Origin of the sequence: Limnohabitans sp. (assembly GCF_044361985.1) — a bacterium.
Taxonomy (GTDB): domain Bacteria; phylum Pseudomonadota; class Gammaproteobacteria; order Burkholderiales; family Burkholderiaceae_C; genus Limnohabitans_A.
The window spans coordinates 1-19,111 of the sequence record NZ_JBIKHV010000014.1; the positions used below are offsets into that span (position 1 = coordinate 1).

The 19,111-nt window shown below is 57.2% G+C and carries 13 protein-coding genes and 2 pseudogenes; 1 reads left to right on the top strand and 14 read right to left on the bottom strand.

Translation table 11 applies throughout. The annotated features are described in order from the left end of the window. Positions 1–118 precede the first annotated feature (118 nt). Positions 119–1,033 (top strand): annotated as a pseudogene (locus ACIQ3A_RS04725) (IS5 family transposase); the annotation flags it as partial. Positions 1,034–1,750: 717 nt separating this feature from the next. On the opposite strand, the gene ACIQ3A_RS04730 reads toward ACIQ3A_RS04725, so the two are convergent. The 14 genes and pseudogenes from ACIQ3A_RS04730 to ACIQ3A_RS04795 form a co-directional block, all read right to left on the bottom strand. Then, entirely contained in the window at positions 1,751–2,185 is a 435-nt protein-coding gene (locus ACIQ3A_RS04730; protein ID WP_396430607.1) for a BLUF domain-containing protein, read from the bottom strand. A gap of 51 nt (positions 2,186–2,236) precedes the next feature. Beyond that, positions 2,237–2,485 (bottom strand): annotated as a pseudogene (locus tag ACIQ3A_RS04735) (NAD(P)(+) transhydrogenase (Re/Si-specific) subunit beta); the annotation flags it as partial. A gap of 15 nt (positions 2,486–2,500) precedes the next feature. Further along, the gene (locus ACIQ3A_RS04740) at positions 2,501–3,514 is read right to left on the bottom strand and encodes a Gfo/Idh/MocA family protein (RefSeq protein WP_396430608.1); all 1,014 of its coding nucleotides are present in this window, start codon (positions 3,512–3,514) and stop codon (positions 2,501–2,503) included. Between the two features lie 99 nt (positions 3,515–3,613). Beyond that, entirely contained in the window at positions 3,614–5,035 is a 1,422-nt protein-coding gene (gene pntB, locus ACIQ3A_RS04745; RefSeq protein ID WP_396430609.1) for a Re/Si-specific NAD(P)(+) transhydrogenase subunit beta, read from the bottom strand. A gap of 143 nt (positions 5,036–5,178) precedes the next feature. Next, positions 5,179–6,783, bottom strand: coding sequence for a Re/Si-specific NAD(P)(+) transhydrogenase subunit alpha (locus ACIQ3A_RS04750; protein WP_396430610.1), 1,605 nt, complete (start codon positions 6,781–6,783; stop codon positions 5,179–5,181). A gap of 263 nt (positions 6,784–7,046) precedes the next feature. Then, positions 7,047–7,520 carry a CBS domain-containing protein gene (locus tag ACIQ3A_RS04755; protein ID WP_396430611.1) on the bottom strand — a complete coding sequence of 158 codons (474 nt, stop codon included), beginning with the start codon at positions 7,518–7,520 and terminating at the stop codon, positions 7,047–7,049. A 90-nt stretch (positions 7,521–7,610) separates the two neighbouring features. Then, positions 7,611–9,326, bottom strand: coding sequence for an IlvD/Edd family dehydratase (locus tag ACIQ3A_RS04760; protein WP_396430612.1), 1,716 nt, complete (start codon positions 9,324–9,326; stop codon positions 7,611–7,613). 73 nt (positions 9,327–9,399) lie between these two features. Further along, positions 9,400–10,860: an NAD-dependent succinate-semialdehyde dehydrogenase gene (locus ACIQ3A_RS04765; RefSeq protein WP_396430613.1), complete on the bottom strand. Its 1,461-nt coding sequence runs from the start codon at positions 10,858–10,860 to the stop codon at positions 9,400–9,402. A 23-nt stretch (positions 10,861–10,883) separates the two neighbouring features. Further along, a complete protein-coding gene (locus tag ACIQ3A_RS04770) occupies positions 10,884–12,797 on the bottom strand; it encodes a thiamine pyrophosphate-binding protein (protein ID WP_396430614.1) in 1,914 nt (637 codons plus the stop codon). Between the two features lie 13 nt (positions 12,798–12,810). Further along, positions 12,811–13,899 carry a Bug family tripartite tricarboxylate transporter substrate binding protein gene (locus ACIQ3A_RS04775; RefSeq protein WP_396430615.1) on the bottom strand — a complete coding sequence of 363 codons (1,089 nt, stop codon included), beginning with the start codon at positions 13,897–13,899 and terminating at the stop codon, positions 12,811–12,813. Then, complete coding sequence (locus tag ACIQ3A_RS04780; protein WP_396430616.1) at positions 13,877–14,914, bottom strand: xanthine dehydrogenase family protein molybdopterin-binding subunit; 1,038 nt, start codon at positions 14,912–14,914, stop codon at positions 13,877–13,879. The genes ACIQ3A_RS04775 and ACIQ3A_RS04780 overlap by 23 nt, the downstream gene beginning before the upstream one ends. Further along, a complete protein-coding gene (locus tag ACIQ3A_RS04785; protein ID WP_396430617.1) occupies positions 14,911–16,887 on the bottom strand; it encodes a molybdopterin-dependent oxidoreductase in 1,977 nt (658 codons plus the stop codon). Before ACIQ3A_RS04785 ends, ACIQ3A_RS04780 begins: the two co-directional genes overlap by 4 nt. Then, positions 16,880–17,788, bottom strand: coding sequence for an FAD binding domain-containing protein (locus ACIQ3A_RS04790; protein WP_396430618.1), 909 nt, complete (start codon positions 17,786–17,788; stop codon positions 16,880–16,882). The genes ACIQ3A_RS04785 and ACIQ3A_RS04790 overlap by 8 nt, the downstream gene beginning before the upstream one ends. A 13-nt stretch (positions 17,789–17,801) precedes the next feature. Then, the gene (locus ACIQ3A_RS04795; protein ID WP_396430619.1) at positions 17,802–18,953 is read right to left on the bottom strand and encodes a zinc-binding dehydrogenase; all 1,152 of its coding nucleotides are present in this window, start codon (positions 18,951–18,953) and stop codon (positions 17,802–17,804) included. Positions 18,954–19,111: the final 158 nt, after the last annotated feature.

Consider the following 19,111-nt stretch of genomic DNA (forward strand, 5'->3'; position numbering starts at 1 on the left):
GAGAGTTTGAAGATCAAAAAACCGACACAAGACGCCCAGATGACCCTCTTGTAGTGGCAAATTTCGAGCTGGCCCTATATGAATCAAGGACTTACGTCATTTTGTGTCGAACTCGGGGGCCCGCTCCAAAGTGGTTGAGGAGGCCAAAGCCCATGGCCTCGAGCTCAAGCAAACCTACGCCAAAGAAGGCCAGCTGCTGGGCTACAAGGCTGGGCGCTACGCTCATGCCCGGCAGTTCAAGCGCATGCGCAAAGTCATCAAACGCCAGCGCACCATCGTTGGACGCTTGCAGCGCGAGGTGGCTCGCAAGATGACAGCACTCGGTCAAGCTGTGCAAGAAACCCTAGGCCAGACCTTGGACAAAGCCAAACGTCTGGTCGCGCAGACGGCCAGCCGCAAAGCGGTGGACAACCGTGCAAAGCTTTACAGCTGGCACGCGCCTGAGGTCGAGTGCATCAGCAAGGGCAAGAGCCGCAATCCTTACGAGTTCGGCGTGAAGGTCGGTTTAGCCATGACGCTCAAAGGCAACCTGATCGTGGGCGCCAGGAGCTTTCCCGGCAACCCGTATGACGGTCACACGATGCACGAGCAGATCGAGCAAAGCGCCATCCTGATGCAAGGCTTGGGCGTCAAGCCCGAGGTGGTGTATGCCGATCTGGGCTACCGGGGTGTGGACAAGGACAACCCGGACATCCAGATCAAACACCGGGGCAAGGACAAGCGGCTGACCGATGAAGAACGCAGACTGCTCAAACGACGCCAAGCGATCGAGCCGATCATCGGGCACCTCAAAGCTGATCACCGCATGGACCGCTGCCACCTCAAAGGCTCAGAAGGCGATGCACTGCACGCGGTGCTGTGCGCGGCGGGCTACAACATCCGCTGGCTGCTGCGGATGATCGTCAAAAAAGGCTTGGGCCTTTTGTTGTGCCTGTTGCAGATGGGCAGTTTGACGGGCTTGTTGGAGAAATTGGCCGAAATCATCGGCCGTAACCGGCTGCAAAACTCAGATCAGCGCTGGGTGCTGGCTTGAAATGAATTTTGCAGGGACGACTATTTATTTGGGCATAGTGGACTGCTTCATGCCTGCTGCGCTGGAAGGTGCGGGAGGGAAGTCGCAAGGGGCTGTGTGTCAGGTTTGGGCTGCACATTCAGTCCTGCGTGCACCTACAGCGCTTGGCCTGAAACCCATGGCGCAAGCCGCTTGCAACGATTTCAACTAACAGATGTATCGACACGGACCGGGTGTATCAACCGGGTAGCTTCACCCACACACAAACCGCTTTGCAACAACAACCTTCCATCTCGTGATGCAATACTTGAAAAACTTGAGCAGGCCCTAGACCTTTTGCGGTCTATCGCTAAACTGAACTGATCTCCGTCTAGTGTGTGCCAATTCGGCCAGCAGCTCGCGTCGCCAGAGGCCGTAACCACTCTTGGTTAGAACAACGCTCTGCTTCATCGACCTCACCTCCACGCAACGCGCATGCCCATGGTGTGAGCGTACAGCGAAGAATAGCGATAAGCAGCGCATAAAAATGTGCTGGAACAACCGCGTCATGGTTAAGACCGTTTGATTTCGGCCGCTTCTGTCAAGCCCCTGAAAAGGGAAAGCTTTTGTTAGGCACAAGGATATCGGTCGAGCCAAACTTTTCGATCAGCGCGACAAATACCCGAGGACTTCCTGAATCCAAACAAAAAATCCGTCGCGTAAGCTCGTGAAAACTCTAAGTGCTGAGCAATACCCCACTCAGCTGGCGCTGTGAAAAAACTTCAAAAGTTTCAAGGCTTCTTCGTTGGACTGCTGAAATGTCGCTGGATTGAAAGTGCTGTCGCCAAGGCGAGCATGCCCTGGGAGGTCTGACAGCGTCGCATCGTCAATATTTTTAAAACCCATGGCCCACTCGCTGAACATACGGTTTTCAATATTCCCTTCACTGAGCGTCAGCACTGTGTGGTGACGTTTGTCGAGTCTGATCTTGTCATACACGGAACGCACTTCGGCTTTATCACCCTCCAACATCTGGATGAAGTGACCGCTTTTCCCTTCGCTCGAATACCGGTAAATCAACAGGCCCGATAGAGACTTCGAAGTATTCCATGCTCGGCTTTTTTGCAGCAACTGCTCAAGTTCGGGGGTAAGCATGGGTTTTGTGGATTGGCTAACATAAATCATGTAATACATTTTTGTCCTTGGGTTTTAGGTCTTGAAAGCCATCAACACTTCGTCCTGCATCTACTTGGCATCACCAAACAACATGCTGTTGTTGTCTTTGCATAACAGTAGATTATCCACGCCCGTGTACCCATTGCGCTTCATCACGATGCTGGTGCGCGACTTTCGCACTTCGAGCACCAGCATGCCGGTGCTCGGAATGGTCGTGTCGTATTGCGCCGCCGGACTCACGATGTTGTTGGCACCAATGACGATCGCTACATCGGTGCCAGGGAAATCGTCGATAGGTCCATCCATCTCGAGCACGATGGGCAGAGTGCAAAACTAAGCAAGAGGGTCAGCGAGCACCTCCGCGAGCTGCACACGCCTGCCTTCACGGGCTGAGATTATCCCTGCGCGAATCACACCGAGCGAACGAGTTGCATAGTCGCCACCTGTTTCAGGAGTTCCTTGGCCTCGCACTGCCGCCGCGAACTCGTCGAGTTCGTCTACGAAAGTATCGTTTTTCGTGAAAGGCACTGCCTCTGCCTTTTCGGTTCCCCGTTTGATGAAGCGAAGGCCGCCATGCAGGTCGTAATAAGCGCTGGCTTCCTTGCCATAAATATTCATTACATAATTTTCAGTGGCCGATGCGTAACTCGCGTTGACTGTCGAAAGCGCCCCGTTCTCATGCTGCAACAACAGCGTCGCCACATCGGGGTTGTCACCTGGCAGCACCAGTTGGGCCGCTTGTCCACTGACCGCCATGATCGGGCCCATCAGGTACTCCAGTACGTCGACATAGTGCACACCAATTTGAAGCATCACGCCGCCCGGCATGCCGGCTGCCTGGTAGCGCCAAGAATTAAGATCAATTTTGCCGAGTCGATCGCGGCTGATGTTTGCCTCTGCGTTGACCAGTTTGCCAAACACCCCGGCGTCGATCTGCTTCTTGATCCAGCGGAACTGGCTTTCTCTCCGGCGCTGGTAGCCCAGCGCCAGCACGACGCCTGCCTTGCGACAGGCTTCGGTAATCGCGCGCCCCTCCGCTAGGGTGTTGGCAATCGGCTTGTCAAGAAACACATGCTTGCCCGCTTCAGCGGCTTGTCGCGTGGTTTCCAAGTGCACGTTGTTGGGTGTGGTGTTGATGATGGCGTCGATAGACGGGTCGGCCAGGATGGCTTCGTAACTGCTCGCCGCAGCACAGCCATACTTTTCGGCAAAGGCTGCGCGCTTTTCTTCCGAACGCGTGTAGCAGGAGCGAATGACAAACTTGTCCGATCTCTTCATGGCATCGGCCAGAACATCGGACCACCAGCCCATGCCGAGGCAGGCAACATTGATAGGTGCAAATGACATCAGTTTTTCTCCAGTTGAGTAAGTGAATTTCAAATTTGTAACAGGCGAGGTGCTTATCGACCAAATAGCTGGTTAAGCGAACTCGGTAAGAAGGTTGCTTTAGCCCCGCAGGGCAGCCAACACCTCATCGAGCATTTTCTTGGCGTCGCCAAACAGCATGCGGTTGTTGTCCTTGTAAAACAGCGGGTTGTCCACGCCCGCATAACCACTGGCCATGGAACGCTTCATCACGATGCTGGTGCGGGCTTTCCAGACTTCAAGCACCGGCATGCCGGCGATCGGGCTGGTCGGGTCGTCTTGCGCGGCCGGGTTCACGATGTCATTGGCACCAATGACGATGGCGACATCGGTGTCGGGGAAGTCGTCGTTGAGTTCGTCCATCTCGTACACGATGTCATAGGGCACCTTGGCCTCGGCCAACAAAACGTTCATGTGGCCCGGCATCCGTCCGGCCACCGGGTGGATGCCAAAGCGAACGTTCACACCTTTTTCGCGCAGGTATTTGGTGATTTCAAACACCGTGTGCTGCGCCTGTGCCACAGCCATACCGTAACCGGGCACCACGATCACATTTTTGGCGTCGCGCAGCAACTCGGCGGTCTCAACGGCCAAGATGGGACTGACCTCACCGACCGGCTCTGCCGAAGCATCACCAGCCGCTTTGGGCGCAGCAGCGGTGGTGCCAAAGCCACCTGCAATCACGCTGATGAAGCTGCGGTTCATGGCGTTGCACATGATGTAGGACAAGATCGCGCCGCTGGAGCCGACCAGCGCACCGATCACGATGAGCAAATCGTTCGAAAGCATGAAGCCCGTGGCCGCAGCCGCCCAGCCCGAATAGCTGTTCAGCATGGACACCACCACCGGCATGTCCGCGCCACCAATGGCCATGACCATGTGGATACCGAACAGCAAAGCGATGGCGGTCATGATGAACAAGGGCAGCATGCCGTCTTGCACCGTGTGGGCGTTCATGAACTCTCGGCCAAAGTAAATCACCGCGATCAAGCCCACCAGGTTGAGCCAATGGCGGCCAGGCAGCAACAAGGGGCTGCCCCCAATACGGCCAGACAACTTGCCAAACGCGGCCACCGAACCGGAGAAGGTCACCGCGCCAATGAAGATGCCAATGTAGATTTCGCCCGCATGGATGGCATGCGCCGCACTGTCCAGGTTTTTGGACGCTTCGGGGTCCACATAGGTGGCATAGCCCACCAACACTGCCGCCATGCCCACCATGCTGTGCATCAGCGCGACCAGCTCGGGCATTTGCGTCATCTGCACTTTGCGCGCAGCGTACAAACCAATGACCGCGCCCACCAGCATGGCGCCGACGATCAAGGGAATGCCTTCAGCGGTCACTTGGGGGCCGAACACCGTGGCCAACACGGCCAAGCTCATGCCAACCATGCCGTAGAGGTTGCCGCGCCGTGCGGTTTCCTGGTTGGACAAACCGCCCAGACTGAGGATAAAGAGAATGGTCGCGCCGATGTAGGCGACCGTGGCCAAACTTGAGGTCATAACTGTCTCATTTCTTAATCGGTTGGGGACCGCGCTGAAGGTCTGTCCCCAAAATCATCTTTCGGTTGGGGACAGAGCTAAAGATCCGTCCCCAAAATCATCTTTCGGTTGGGGACAGAGCTAAAGATCTGCCCCCAAAATCATTACTTTCGGAACATGGCCAGCATGCGCTGGGTGACTGCAAAACCGCCAAACATGTTGATGGCCGTCAGCACCAGCGCCAATGCAGCCAAGATGCCAATCAGGGTGTTGGGCCGACTGGCCGCGTTGGCCATGGGCGAGATCTGCACCAGCGCACCGATGGCGATGATGGAACTGATCGCGTTGGTCACGCTCATGAGTGGGGTGTGCAGTGCGGGCTTGACGTTCCAAACCACCATGTAGCCCACAAAACAGGCCAACACAAACACCGTCAGGTGCGACAAGAACGCAGCAGGTGCGTAAGCCCCCACCAGCGCCAGCAGCACAGCGGCCACCGCGGCCACGATGAGCAACTGGCCCACGGGCATGGGGCCCGAAGGCTCGCCGTGGCCATGGCCTTTTTTCGCAGCCACAGCGGCAGCCGGCTTGGGTGCAGGCTTGGGCGCCACCACCAGCGGCGGCGCAGGCCAGGTGATTTCGCCGTCCTTGATGACCGTCAGGCCCCGAATGGCATCGTCTTGCATGTTGACGTCAATCACGCCGTCCTTGGTCTTGCACAGCTCTTCGGTCAGGCGGAACAAGTTGGTGCTGTACAGCGTGGACGACTGACGCGCCATGCGTGAGACCAAGTCGGTGTAGCCGACGATGGTCACGCCATGCTTGACCACCGACTTGCCCGGCTCGGTCAGTTCGCAGTTACCGCCTTGCTCAGCGGCCATGTCAATGATCACGCTGCCGGGCTTCATACTTTTCACCATCTCTGCGGTGATCAGCTTGGGTGCGGGTTTGCCAGGAATCAGCGCGGTGGTGATGATGATGTCCACCTCGCGGGCTTGGCTGGCATACATCTCGCGCTGTGCCGCCTGAAAACCTTCGCTCATGACTTTGGCGTAACCGCCACCGCCCGAGCCTTCTTCTTCATAGTCGACCTTGACGAATTCGCCGCCCAACGAGACCACCTGGTCAGCCACTTCGGCACGGGTATCGTTGGCGCGCACAATGGCGCCCAGGCTCGCGGCCGCGCCAATGGCGGCCAAGCCAGCCACGCCGGCACCGGCGATGAACACTTTGGCTGGAGGCACCTTGCCTGCAGCCGTGATCTGGCCATTGAAGAAGCGGCCAAACGCATTGGCCGCCTCCACCACAGCGCGGTAACCGCTGACGCCGGCCATTGAAGTCAATGCATCCATCTTCTGGGCACGGCTGAGCGTGCGCGGCAAGGCGTCGATCGACAGCGCCGTGACCTTATTGGCCGCCAGCTGCTGCATCAAATCGGGGTTTTGGGCGGGCCATAAAAAGCCGATCAGCGTCTGCCCTGGGTGCATCAAGGCCACTTCTTCAGGCGAAGGGGCGCGCACTTTGAAGACGATGTCGCTGCTGCTCCACAGGTCAGCGGCACTGGTCGCAATGGATGCACCAGCTTCAACATACGCCTCGTCAGACAGGTCGGCAAGTACCCCCGCGCCCTGCTCCACCACCACGTCAAAACCAAGTTTGACCAGTTTAGTCACCACATCGGGCACGGTAGCCACCCGTTTTTCACCGGGGAATATCTCTCGCGGCACACCAATGCGCTGAGGCTTGGGGGCGCTATCGCCTGTTTGCATGAATGTCTCCTAACTCAATTTACAAAAAAATTACCTTCGTAACACCAACTCATTTTTCGCCAAGATAAACGTCATGGGTCACGTCAAATTTGATGGGCATCAAGGTGAAATTGTCAGTACCAATCTAGTTCATGGATCCAAATTAAGCGCTGGGTTTATCCCTCAATAGGGGGATGAATATTTAAATCGAAAATTGAATACTTCACGAAGAAAATATAAATTTGCAACTTTAAAAACTACCAAGCCCAGTGTTTGCAATGAAATCAGAGTTGCGATCTATAAAGAGGCCAATCGCCTATGTAATGCTTCAACAACTTGTTTTCATTTTCTTGCTCTGCGAATACACTGCGAGCCACATCGTGAAATGACAAAATACCGATCAGTTCACGTTTGTCGAGAACAGGTATGTAACGCTGGTGATGGCTGATCATGAGCGCGCGAAGGTCATTCAAGTCCATATCTGCCGTGGTGCAAATCGGCGCCGAATTCATGACATCCCGCACCTTGAGCTCAGCCACTGGTGGTGTCGGTCCAGAACGCAGTTCCTTTTGACGTTGCGCCAAAACAAGAATAACTTCACGAAATGTCAGGAGTCCAACCACTGCGTTGTTGTCTATAACAACCAAGGACCCCAGGTCTTCGTCAGCCATGGTAATGATGCATTCCGAAAGCAATGTGTCGGAATTCACGGTCAATGGGTTTCGATCTTTCGATTTAATAATATCGATTACTTTCATGGCTATCTCCTTTGGTAGCGCTCAATCACGAATGTTGTCCAGTGCTCAGTTTGTGTGCCCTGAAGTTACCGCCCAACGGGGTATGGCATTTCAAATCGGTGGAGGGACTGCCCGCAGAAAATCAAAATCACACCCCTCATCGGCCTGCAGTACATGGTCTTGGTAAAGCTTGGAGTAGCCGCGCTGCGCCAATGCGGGCCGAGGCGGCAGATCGGCCCGTCGACGCGCCAGTTCAGCTTCATCGACCAACAGGTCAACGCGGCGCTCCTTGACAGATAGGCGGATACGATCGCCAGTGCGCACCAGCGCCAACGGCCCGCCCGCAGAGGCCTCGGGCGTGACATGCAAAACGATGGTGCCAAACGCCGTACCACTCATCCGCGCATCAGAAATGCGAACCATGTCCTTCACACCGGCGATTGCCAATTTTTTGGGAATCGGCAAATAACCCGCCTCAGGCATGCCACTTCCACTGGTGGGGCCAGCATTTTGTAGCACCATGATGTCATCCGCTTGGATGTCAAGTTCCGGATCGTCCACGCGCTCAGACAAGTCTTGCAGCGAAGTGAAGACCACTGCACGGGCCTCTTTTTCGAACAAACTTTTGTCGGCAGCAGAACGCTTCAAGATAGCGCCGCCCGGCGCAAGAGAACCAAAAAGCGCCACCAAGCCACCCACGGGCTCAATCGGATTAGACGCCTTGCGCACCACACGATGGTCGGCCCATTCACCTTCCTCGGCAGCCAAGCGTTCACCTAAGGTTTCGCCAGTGACCGAGAGCGTGTCCAGATGCAGCAGTGGCTTCAATTCGCGCAGCAATGCGCCCATCCCTCCAGCTGCATAGAAGTCTTCCATGTAGTTGTCACCAGTCGGCTTCAAATCAACCAGTACAGGCGTGGTGTCACTCAGTTGATTGAGCACGTCCAAGGAGACCGGGATGTTCAGCCGACCGGCCACGGCCGTGAGGTGGATGATGGCGTTGGTGCTGCCGCCCAGCGCGAGCAACACGCGCAGCGCGTTGTGCACCGACTTCGGTGTGATGATTTGGCTGGGCCGAATGGGGTTGTGGATCAACCGCACTGCATGTTCTCCGCTCGCCTCGGCAGCGCGCAAGCGGTCAGCGTGGACGGCTGGAATGGCGGCTGTACCCGGCAGCGACATGCCCAGGGCCTCGGCGATGCAGGCCATGGTGCTGGCCGTGCCCATCACGGCGCAGGTGCCTGCTGTGGTGGCCAGGCGCCCTTCCACAATATCGATCGTCTTGCGTTCAATCTTGCCTGCACGGTAACTGCCCCAAAAGCGGCGGCAATCGGTGCAGGCACCCAAACGCTCACCCTCGTGCCTGCCGGTCATCATGGGGCCAGTGACCAGTTGAATCGCGGGCACGTTGGCCGCAGCAGCGCCCATCAGTTGCGCGGGCACAGTTTTGTCACAACCACCGATCAAGACCACCGAATCCATGGGCTGTGCTCGCACCATTTCTTCGACGTCCATGCTCATCAGGTTGCGAAACATCAGGCTGGTCGGGTTGAGGAACACCTCACCCAGCGAGATGGTCGGAAACTCGATCGGCAAGCCGCCCGCAGCCAGCACGCCACGTTTGACGGCCTCCACCAACTCAGGCATGGCACGGTGGCAATTGTTGAAGCCCGACCCACTTGAAGCTATGCCCACCACCGGACGCTCCAACAGCGCCGTGGAATACCCCATCGACTTGATGAAGCTGCGGCGCAAATAAAGCGCAAAGGCGCGATCGCCATAATTGGTAAGGCCTCGTGCAATACCGTGCTCTGGAATATCTGCCATGAAAACTCCTGGTGAAAACCGCTTCTCAAACAGTCCATGAAACGGGGGGTGAATGGGGAAAACGCCCGTTATCCTATAACCGTGTCTTGATGTATTTGGCTTCCAAATAATCGCGGATACCCAGCGAGCCACCTTCACGTCCCATGCCGCTGTCTTTGGTGCCGCCAAAAGGCATCTCTGCGCTGGCAATGGCCAGTTCATTGACGCCCACCATGCCGGCCTCGATCGCCTCGCTGGCCAAGGTGGCGGTTTTCAGTGAACGGGTGAACAAGTACGAGGCCAAACCATATGGTGTGGCGTTGGCCAGAGCGATGGCTTCGTCAAAGCTGGCAAAGGATGCGATCGGTGCCACCGGGGCGAATGGCTCATCTTGCATGATGCGTGCGCTCTGCGGTACATCGGCCAATACCGTGGGGGCCAAATAGTATCCTTTGGTGCCCAAACCTTGTGGGCGCTCGCCACCCGCAACCAAGCGTGCGCCGCTGTCCAGTGCGTTGGCAATCAGCGCCTGAGCGTGCACCAGACCTCGCCGATTGGCCATGGGTCCAACATCTGACTCGGCCATCAACCCAGGCCCGACCTTCAAAGATCGCGCAACTTCTGCAAAGCGCTGGACAAAAAGGTCGTACCCGCTCTCGTGCACAAAAAAGCGCGAAGGCGAGGCACAGACTTGGCCGCAATTGCGGTATTTAAAGCGCGCACATTGCTCGGCCGCCGCCTCGATGTCAGCGTCTTCGAACACCAGCACGGGGGCGTGACCACCGAGCTCCATCGATACCCGCTTGATGCCCTCTGCGGCCAGATGAAGCATTTTTCGACCGACGGCAGAAGATCCCGTCAAGGTGATCTTGGCCACCTTTGGCGAACCCACCAAGACCTCAGAAATGAAGCCTGAATCGCCTGTGACCAGATTGACCGTGCCAGCTGGCAAGCCCGCATCGTGGAGCGCTTGGACCAACGCCATGCAACACCCTGCCGCCTCGCTGGCGGGCTTGACCACCACGGTGCAGCCTGCGCCCAAAGCTGCTGCGATTTTTCGTGCAGGCAACAAAGCCGGAAAGTTCCAAGCGGAGAAAGCGGCTACCACGCCCACAGGCTCAAACCGAACCTGCATGCGCACTTCGGGCACACGTGCCTGGAAGGTCTGCCCATAAATACGTTGCGTCTCGCCTGCATACCAGTCAAATTGGTCGGCCGCATCGTTGAGCTCACCACGGGCTTGGGCCAGCGGCTTGCCTGTCTCGGTCGACATCAGGCGCGCCATGTCGTCTGCGCGTTCGCGGATCAGCGCCGCAGTTCGGTGCAGCAGGCTCGAACGCTCCCAAGGCGATGTGTGCCGCCAAGTCCCAAATGCGGCATGGGCGGCGTCCACTGCGGCGTCCAAGTCGGCGCGCGCAGCCACAGGAATATGACCTATGACCTCTTCGTTGGTCGGGTCGATGACCTCTCGCACCTCGCCACCGGTGGCGCTTCGCCATTGGCCTTGGATGAATAAACCGTATTGACTGTACAAACCAAAGTCTTCGCGCTTCATGGGGAATTCCTCTAAAAAATGTATCAAATCAAAGTGGCCAGGTAGCGGCGCTGCACATCGTCACACCAATTGCCAACGTTCCAAGAGCCATAAGCACCCAGCCCGCCCTCGGGGCGCTCACCGGCGTAGACAGGCACATGGATCAGGGCAAGTCCGGCATGACGGTGGGCAGTTTGAAGCGCTTGCTGCAAGCTGGCAGCGTCTTCGCCGCCCCACACCGCCAACACGCCCTTCACGCTGGAGGCCATCTGAACGTAGTCCACCGCCACGCTATCGTTGGTGCGAAAGTCTTGGCCATATTGCGCGTGCTGCAAGCTGGAAATGGCGGCCATTCGCCGGTTGTCAAACACCACGATGGTTCCCCGTGCGCCATGCTGCACCGCGCTGATCAGGGCCTGCGGGTTCATCATGAAGGAGCCGTCGCCTGTAAAGGCGATCGGGTACTGCTGGGTGCTGGCCATGCCTGCTGCGGTGACTGCGCAGGTGGCGAAACCCATGTAAGAAGCGCCCGTCTCGGTGTAAGTCTGACCAGGTGCGTCGTCCTCGACAGTTTGAAAGCCATTGGCCTGCACATCGCCTGCATCAAAGAACTTGATTGCCTGCACCTCTCGGGCGAAGTCGCAGACGATTTTGATCGCTGCCGGTTGTGTCAGCACCGGGCGCTGCCAGACTTCGTCAAACAAAGGCGGTGTGGTCTGGCGCTCACGCAAGAAAGCTTTCCACGCTACTTTGCTGATGTTGCAACTGTCTAACCATGCTGCGCGGGCCTTGCTCTGTTCATCGGGCACACCCTCCAGAGCAGCCACCAACTGTGCCACCACAGAACCGATGTCACCCTGCAGCGCCAGTGTGCGGTTGTAATGCGCCAAGTCGGCCAGATCACCATTGATGTTGATCACCTGCTCGACCAACGGGTAGCCAACGCCCGAGCAATCGCTTTGACACACGGCACGCGTGCCAATGGCCAAGAGCAGCGTGGCATGGGCCATGGCATGGTTGCCACTGATGGAGCCTTTGCTGCCGCCCACATGCATGTATTGAGGGTGTGCGTCCGGCAAGACACCAGTAGAGCCCGGTGACACCACCACGGCTGCGCCGCAAAGCTCTGCCAGTTCGCGCAACGACTCGGCAAAGGCGCGGCCACCACCGCCGACCTTAATGACGATGCGAGGGTGACTGCGCAGCGCTTGCGCCGCTTGCTTGAGAAGGTCCACATCGGCCACGGCTGTGCGCGGTGCTTGCAGCGCTTCGGGCAAGGCTTCCAACTGCAAGTCATGAATGACCTGCGGCTGGGTATTGATGGGCAGCAGCAAGTAAAACGGTCCGGCCTTCACCGGGTGGTGCACGCACTGTGTGCCGCGACGCAAAGCATCGCGCAAGGCCTCTGGTGTGTGCAACACATACGACTGACCCATAAGAGCTGTCATTTGTCCATACAGCTGCTGCTGGGGCTTGGGGATCTGCTGCATGTTGTAGCCTTCACCCCAGGTCGTCTCGTCTCCATAAATATGATACAGGCCCACGCCATTGCAGGCGGCAGCCAATGAACCAGACATGGCCTGCAAAGCGCCTGGGCCAATCGACGTGACCACCGCGCAAGGCTCGCGCCATGCCCAAGCCAAAGCCGTTCCTGCATGCGCCATTTCAACTTCGTTTCGAAAGTTAAACACTTGCGTCACACCGGCTTCCGTGTATACGCGAAGCACCTCACCCAGGTCGGTTGAGCCGTGGCCGAAAATCGCTAAATACTTGCGCACGCCCTGCTTGAGCAGGCCCAACACCAAGGCTTCAGACAGAGTGAGGTTCAGTTGCTTGGGCAACGCGCCAGTGGCCAGCGCTTGCTGCAATCCACCGCAACGAGCGATGACTTTAGCCCGGGCTTCTTCGCCCCGGGTTCCCAGCGACATTACAGCGGACAGTTCAACACTTGGGTTCATTGATCGTCTTTCATTAATTCAATTTGAGACCGGCTTGGGCCATCAAGCGCGCGAGCATGACATCGTCTTTGGCAATGAGAGGGCCAAACTCAACCGCTGGCATGAAGGCGGGAACAAATCCCATCTTCTCTCCCTGGGCTTTGAATTCAGATGTCGCAATCGATTCTTCCAAAGCCCTCTCAAGGCGCGAAACCACAGTGGCTGGCGTACCCTTGGGTGAGGCAATGCCACGCCACATTTCGCCGTTGTAAGCCATACCAACTTCGGCCGCAGTCGGGACATTGGGGAAGGCGGGCTCGCGGGTCGATGCGAGCACACCGACAATGCGCAGGCTGCCTGCACGGACATGTGCCGTCAAAACAGATGGCACTGACACCAGCGCATCAATCTGGCCTCCCAATAAGCTGGGAACCACTTGAGAAGCGCCAAAAGGCACATGCAGCACATCGCTCTTTTGTCCATTGAAAAAGGCCACTGAGGAGATGTGCGTATGGCTGCCGATGCCCGAGTTGCCAACTGACACTAAGCCGGGGCGTTTTTTTACATCTGCCACCATCGACTGCAGGTCTTTCCAAGGTGCACTGGCCCTCACGGCGATGACCGGGTTTTCCACCGTGACGCGTGCAATGGCGTCAAAAGCTCGGTAGTCAAAAGGCGTCAAACCCAAGTGATACACCGTGCTGATAGAGGTGGAATTGAACACCAGTGTGTACCCGTCAGCCGGTTTTTGCTGCACATACTTGTAGCCAATGGAGCCGCCGCCGCCGGGCTTGTTGACCACGATAATCGGCTGGCCAAGCCGCTTGGCCATTTGTTCAGACAAAGAACGCGCAGTGACATCGGCCGCTGATCCCGCCGGAAAAAGAACAACCAACTCCACAGGCTTGGTCGGAAAACTTTGCGCAAAAACCGAATGGCTTGCGACGCTGCTGGCGACTGTGGCCATGCCAACGATGAGATTTCGACGGGAAATGAATTGACTTGTATGCTTCATTTTTGTCTCCGATAGGATAAATAACCGTGGCTTATCCTCGCCACTCTGATTTACAGCGAACCGATGAAAATGTTCAAGCGACTTTTCAGACGATTGTTGCGTCCACATCCACTTGCAGCACGGCGGCATGAGCAGCCGTACGCTTGGCCACCAATGCCTCCATGACGCGCTCGGGTGTGGCCGGTATGCGCGTCATGCGCACACCAACAGCGTCATGAATGGCATTGATGATGGCCGCTGCCGTGGGTGTGATCGCTGGCTCGCCGATGCCCTTGACCCCCAACGGTGTTTTCGGATCTGGCTCGGTCAAGAGCACCGAGGTCACATGCGGAATGTCCAACGCGGTGGGCAGGATGTACTTTGCAAAACCCGGCGTGGTGGTGACGCCATTGTGTTGGACGTATTCCTCCATCAAGGCATGGCCCATGCCCATGATCACCGAGCCTTCAATTTGACCCTCTACCTGCTGCGGGTTGATCACACGCCCCACATCGTGCGCAGCCCAAACACCAAGGACCTGCACCTCCCCAGTGTCGTCATCGACCTCGACCTCGGCCACCTGTGCGCCAAAGACATAGCTTTGCCAGGGTGTCGCTTCACCCGTGTCGGGCTGCAAGGCCGTGTGGGCTGAGGTGAACAGGCCGCTACCGACGATAACAATGCCCTTTTCTTTCTTCAATACGTGCACCGCGTGCTCCATGCTCATGCGCTTGCTCGCCGATCCTTCGACCCACACTTGGCCCGAAAAGGCATGCACACTTTCAGCACTAACGCCCCAGTAAGAGCCCATTGCAACGCGGAATCGACCAAAAGCCTCTCGGCATCCCAGGGCCACAGCATTTCCAATCATGTAGGTCATGCGCGTGGCACCGGCGTGGGCCGCTTCGGGCACTCTCGCAGTGTCGTTGTCGCCCAGCACGATATCCTCAGGCCGAACACCCATTTCTTGGGCTGCGATTTGGCACAAACCGGTCAGTACCCCTTCGCCGATCTCGGTCACACCGGTGGCGATCTTGACGGTCCCACCATCGTCCAACTCAACCCAAACCGCAGCACGGTCCATCGCTGCCGTGCGCGCAATCCCATACCAACCACAAGCTACGCCTCTGCCTCTGTGTTTCATGCCATGTCTCCTGAGTTACCCAGAATTTGGGCCGAATGCACACCCGCCTGGGCCTGGCCCTTCGGGGTGATGGGTTGGGTTCGTCCACCAATCAGGTAAGAGTGGCGAGAACCTTCGAAATTAAAGTCCTGACGCTTTGGCTGGCCTTGGCCTTCTCGATAAGGCACACCAGGCTCCCAGCCAGCGGCTTTAATGGCTGCGTCCAAACATTCGACAGCCAGCACACGGTCTAGTTTTTGGCGCGTGTGCGTGGTGGCACCGTCGCGCATCAAATTGATCCGCCGCAGGGCCACTGGATCCATGCCCAGCCGCTGAGCGCACAAGTCCAAATGGCACTCGGTGGCAAATTCAGATTGAAAAGCGCCAAAGGCCCGAAACGCACCACTGGGCGTGTTGTTGGTGTAAACACCGATCGAGTCCACCCAAACATTGGGAATTTCATAGGGCCCTGGGCCCAGAATGGCCGACTTGTTCATCACGCCGGGGGTTGACAAAGCATAGGCCCCACCATCGCTGACCATTACCATCTTGGTGGCTACGATGCGACCGTCGTTTTTCAGTCCCATCGTGTAACGGATGTTGAACGGGTGACGCTTGGCGCTAACCTTGATGCTTTCTTCACGAGTAAAGACATAGCGCACAGGCCGCCGTGTTTTGATTGCAGCCAAGGCCAAAATGCCTTGATAAATCATATCTTCCTTGCCGCCAAAGCCACCACCCACCGTGCTCATGATCATGCGCACTTTGTTGATGGGCCTACCCAAAATGCGGGCCAACATGTGGCGGTGGTGGGTGATATTTTGGCTGGGCGACTGCACCGTCACGCAACCGTCTGCTTCCACATAGGCCAAGCCCGCCTCGGGCTCGAGGTAAGCGTGCTCGATGGCTGGCGTGTCATAGGTCTGCTCGACAATTACATCGGCACTGGCCAGTGCGGCGTCCACATCACCCTTGCGGATGCGCGTGTGCTTACAGATGTTGTTGGCTGCAAAAGCGTGCAATTGCACCGCCCCGTCTTGCATCGCATCCTGCGGGTGGAACAAACTGGGCAGCTCTTCGTATTCAACATGGATGGCGGCTACGGCAGCGCGCGCAATGTCAAGCGTCTGCGCCGCCACAGCGACAACGGCTTCGCCCACGTAACGCACCACGCCACGGGCCAAAGTCGGCTGGTCTTCAATGAACACACCAAAGTTGTCAACGCCGGGAACGTCGTCGCAAGTCAGCACACACTCCACGCCAGGAATCGCGCTCGCTGCTTGGCTGTCGATGCGCACAATGCGTGCATGTGGGTGAGGACTTCGCAAAACCTGCATGTGCAGCATGTTGGGCATGAACATGTCAGCCGCATATTTGATAGCACCCGTGACTTTGGCAGGGGAATCGAGGCGTCGTGTGCGCTGCCCGATGAAGGTGTCCGTTGCAAGGTCTTCATCCAGCGCGCTGTTCGGCGTTATGCCGCTTTGCACATCGCGTGCAAGTTCGACCGCATCCAGGATTTTTTGGTAACCGGTGCAGCGGCAAATATTGCCGCCCAGCCCTTCTTTGATCTCGTCACGGTTGGCACCGGGATTGCGGCGCAAAGTGGCGGTCGCAGCCATCACCATGCCAGGGATGCAATAGCCGCACTGGCTGGCACCGCATTTGTTAAAGGCCTGTTGCAGCAAGGACATGCCGGAATCTCGGTCCATATCATCAATGGTCTCTACCGAGCAGCCATCAATTTTTTGTACGGGCGAGAGGCAACTTTTAATGAGTTTGCCGTCCACGAACACCGAGCAAGTGCCGCACTCACCGGCGCCACAACCTTCCTTGTTACCAGTCAGTTTGAGTTCTTCGCGCACAAAGTCTATAACGCGGTAGTGGTTAGGCACTGTGCGCTGCACCCGTCTGCCGTTCACGGTCGCATTAATTTGGACAGAGGGGTGGCAGCCTTGCGCCAAAGTCCCGCCCAAGAGCAGTGTGTCAGACATATGGAGTTTCCTTAGGTAGTCGGTGCAAATCAAGCCCGGCATGTGCAAGTGCGGTCGCCAAAGAACGTTCTACAAAGTTGCTCAACACCTCGCGCCGATAGCTTTGGCGGCTGCGCGAGCGGACCCTGTCGGCCACCTTGGCAGAGGCATCACGCAACGAAGCCGGAGTGGGTTTGAAACCTGTCAAAAGATCTTCAATATCACTCAGCCGTTCAGGCACAGGTCCTACCGCACCAATCGCAATGCGCAGATCGTCGATGCGCTGGTGGGCATCCAGCCGAACCAAAGTGGCCAGGCAAACGGTGGAAATGGCCAACGAACGGCGATGGCCCACTTTCTCAAAAGACACCCCATGGTCGGGCAGGGCGTCGAACTCGATCCGCAGCAAGATTTCTCCGGGCTGCAAAACAGTGCGGCTGGGGCCGAGGATGAACTCAGACAAGGGCACGGAACGCTCAATGAGCCGGCCCGCCTCGCGTCGCACCAAGGTGACGTGGGTGTTCAACGCCAGCAGCGCAGGCTGGGTGTCACCCGCCGGCGATGCGTTGACCAAGTTGCCGCCAACCGTGGCTTGTTCACGTATTTGATCATCGGCAAACCACAGTGCGCAGTCGCCCAGCAATGGCGCTTGTTGCTGCAGCAGCGGGTGGTGCTGCATCGCTGCGATTGGCGTAGTTGCACCCATGCGGATACGACCACCCGTTTGCGTCACGCCACTTAGCGAAGCAATCCGGCTGAGATCGACGATTGCAGGCAAATGCACGTCACCCGCACGGCCCTCTCGGGCCCATGGAAGCAGGTCGGTAGCACCAGCCAACAAGCGCGCAGCAGGTATGCTGTGCAGCATATCGAAAGCCTCGTCAAGCGACTTTGGCGTCAGGTATTGATCAAATGTCAGCACGGTCGGCCTCGCTTCAGCAACCTTCGGGATGGCCGATTTTCACCACCACCTTGATAGCGTCGCCAATGCGCTCTCTCGCATGGCGCAAAGCTTCGGGCACTTCTTCCAGCGGAAAAGTGTGGGTGTGGATCAGCTTGGCATCGAACCGTTTTTGCGCCATCAAGGCGGCAGCTCGGTGTGTCGCACTCTTGCCTTCACCACGGATGCCGAACATATAAATGTTGTTGCGCACCAATGCAGCGACGTCTACCGGTACTGCCTCGCCTGGAAATGCGGCGAGGCAAATGCGGCCACCTCGGCGCAGCATGGCCGCCGCGTCGTTCACCGCATTGGGTGCACCTGAGCACTCCAGCACGTAATGCGCACCACCCTTGGTGTACTCACGCACTTTTGCAACGGCGTCTTCTTTGGTCACATTGATGGTGTAGTCGGCACCCAGCTTTTTGCCCATCTCCAGGCGGTTGTCACGTGTGCCGGTCAAGATGACTTCGCTGGCTCCAAGCGCCTTGGCCACGCCCACCCCCATAAGACCGATAGGTCCTGGTCCCATGATGACGACCGATTGACCCGCCACAAGGCCGCCGATGACATCCAGGCCATACATCGCTGTTCCGGCAGTAACGATCAGCGTGGCCTCCTCGTCGCTCATGTCTTCTGGCACGTGGGCCAGTGTGTTGATGTTGTTGATGGCGTACTGCGTGAAGCCTCCGTCGGTTGTGAAGCCGTTGGCGCGGTGGCCCTTGTTGACGTCACCGTAGTTCTTGCCGTAGTTCAGGCATGAGGTGTACATGCCTTCTCTGCATCGCTCGCAACGTCCGCAGCCAGCGTGCACTTCAACCGTGACGCGGTCACCCACTTTGTACTCGTCAACGCCTTGGCCCAGCTTGACCACTGTACCCATGTATTCGTGGCCGGGGGTGAAGTTTTTGTTGAAAGGCAGACCGCCTTGAATTTGTGCCGGTGGCCCCTTGTGGATGATCTCCAAGTCGGTCGCGCACACGGCGATGGCGTCAATTCGTACCAGCACTTCCGCCGCACCAGGTGTTGGCACTGGCTTATCGACAAAGGTAAGTTGATCGGGATCGCCAAGCACCCAGGCTTTCATTGTTTCGGGAATTTTGTAGCTACGCTGACCCAAGAAGGCTGCGTCTGTGTTTGTATTCATGGTGTCTCCAGAGGTTGATGGTTAGGGGTTGTGATCGAACAGTTCGTGCGCTTTATGGTCCTAGCTCACTATCTCGATGGGGTCTATTGAACGCACACTTGCAGGTTCTCGCAAGGGGTAGATGAGCAGTTCTTGGACAAGTGCAAGTTAATCTTTGA

Bases quoted from the DNA above. Each gene is read 5' to 3' on its own strand.
- ACIQ3A_RS04730 (WP_396430607.1), bottom strand. From the start codon at position 2,185: ATGTATTACATGATTTATGTTAGCCAATCCACAAAACCCATGCTTACC.
- ACIQ3A_RS04740 (WP_396430608.1), bottom strand. From the start codon at position 3,514: ATGTCATTTGCACCTATCAATGTTGCCTGCCTCGGCATGGGCTGGTGG.
- pntB (WP_396430609.1), bottom strand. From the start codon at position 5,035: ATGACCTCAAGTTTGGCCACGGTCGCCTACATCGGCGCGACCATTCTC.
- ACIQ3A_RS04750 (WP_396430610.1), bottom strand. From the start codon at position 6,783: ATGCAAACAGGCGATAGCGCCCCCAAGCCTCAGCGCATTGGTGTGCCG.
- ACIQ3A_RS04755 (WP_396430611.1), bottom strand. From the start codon at position 7,520: ATGAAAGTAATCGATATTATTAAATCGAAAGATCGAAACCCATTGACC.
- ACIQ3A_RS04760 (WP_396430612.1), bottom strand. From the start codon at position 9,326: ATGGCAGATATTCCAGAGCACGGTATTGCACGAGGCCTTACCAATTAT.
- ACIQ3A_RS04765 (WP_396430613.1), bottom strand. From the start codon at position 10,860: ATGAAGCGCGAAGACTTTGGTTTGTACAGTCAATACGGTTTATTCATC.
- ACIQ3A_RS04770 (WP_396430614.1), bottom strand. From the start codon at position 12,797: ATGAACCCAAGTGTTGAACTGTCCGCTGTAATGTCGCTGGGAACCCGG.
- ACIQ3A_RS04775 (WP_396430615.1), bottom strand. From the start codon at position 13,899: ATGTGGACGCAACAATCGTCTGAAAAGTCGCTTGAACATTTTCATCGG.
- ACIQ3A_RS04780 (WP_396430616.1), bottom strand. From the start codon at position 14,914: ATGAAACACAGAGGCAGAGGCGTAGCTTGTGGTTGGTATGGGATTGCG.
- ACIQ3A_RS04785 (WP_396430617.1), bottom strand. From the start codon at position 16,887: ATGTCTGACACACTGCTCTTGGGCGGGACTTTGGCGCAAGGCTGCCAC.
- ACIQ3A_RS04795 (WP_396430619.1), bottom strand. From the start codon at position 18,953: ATGAATACAAACACAGACGCAGCCTTCTTGGGTCAGCGTAGCTACAAA.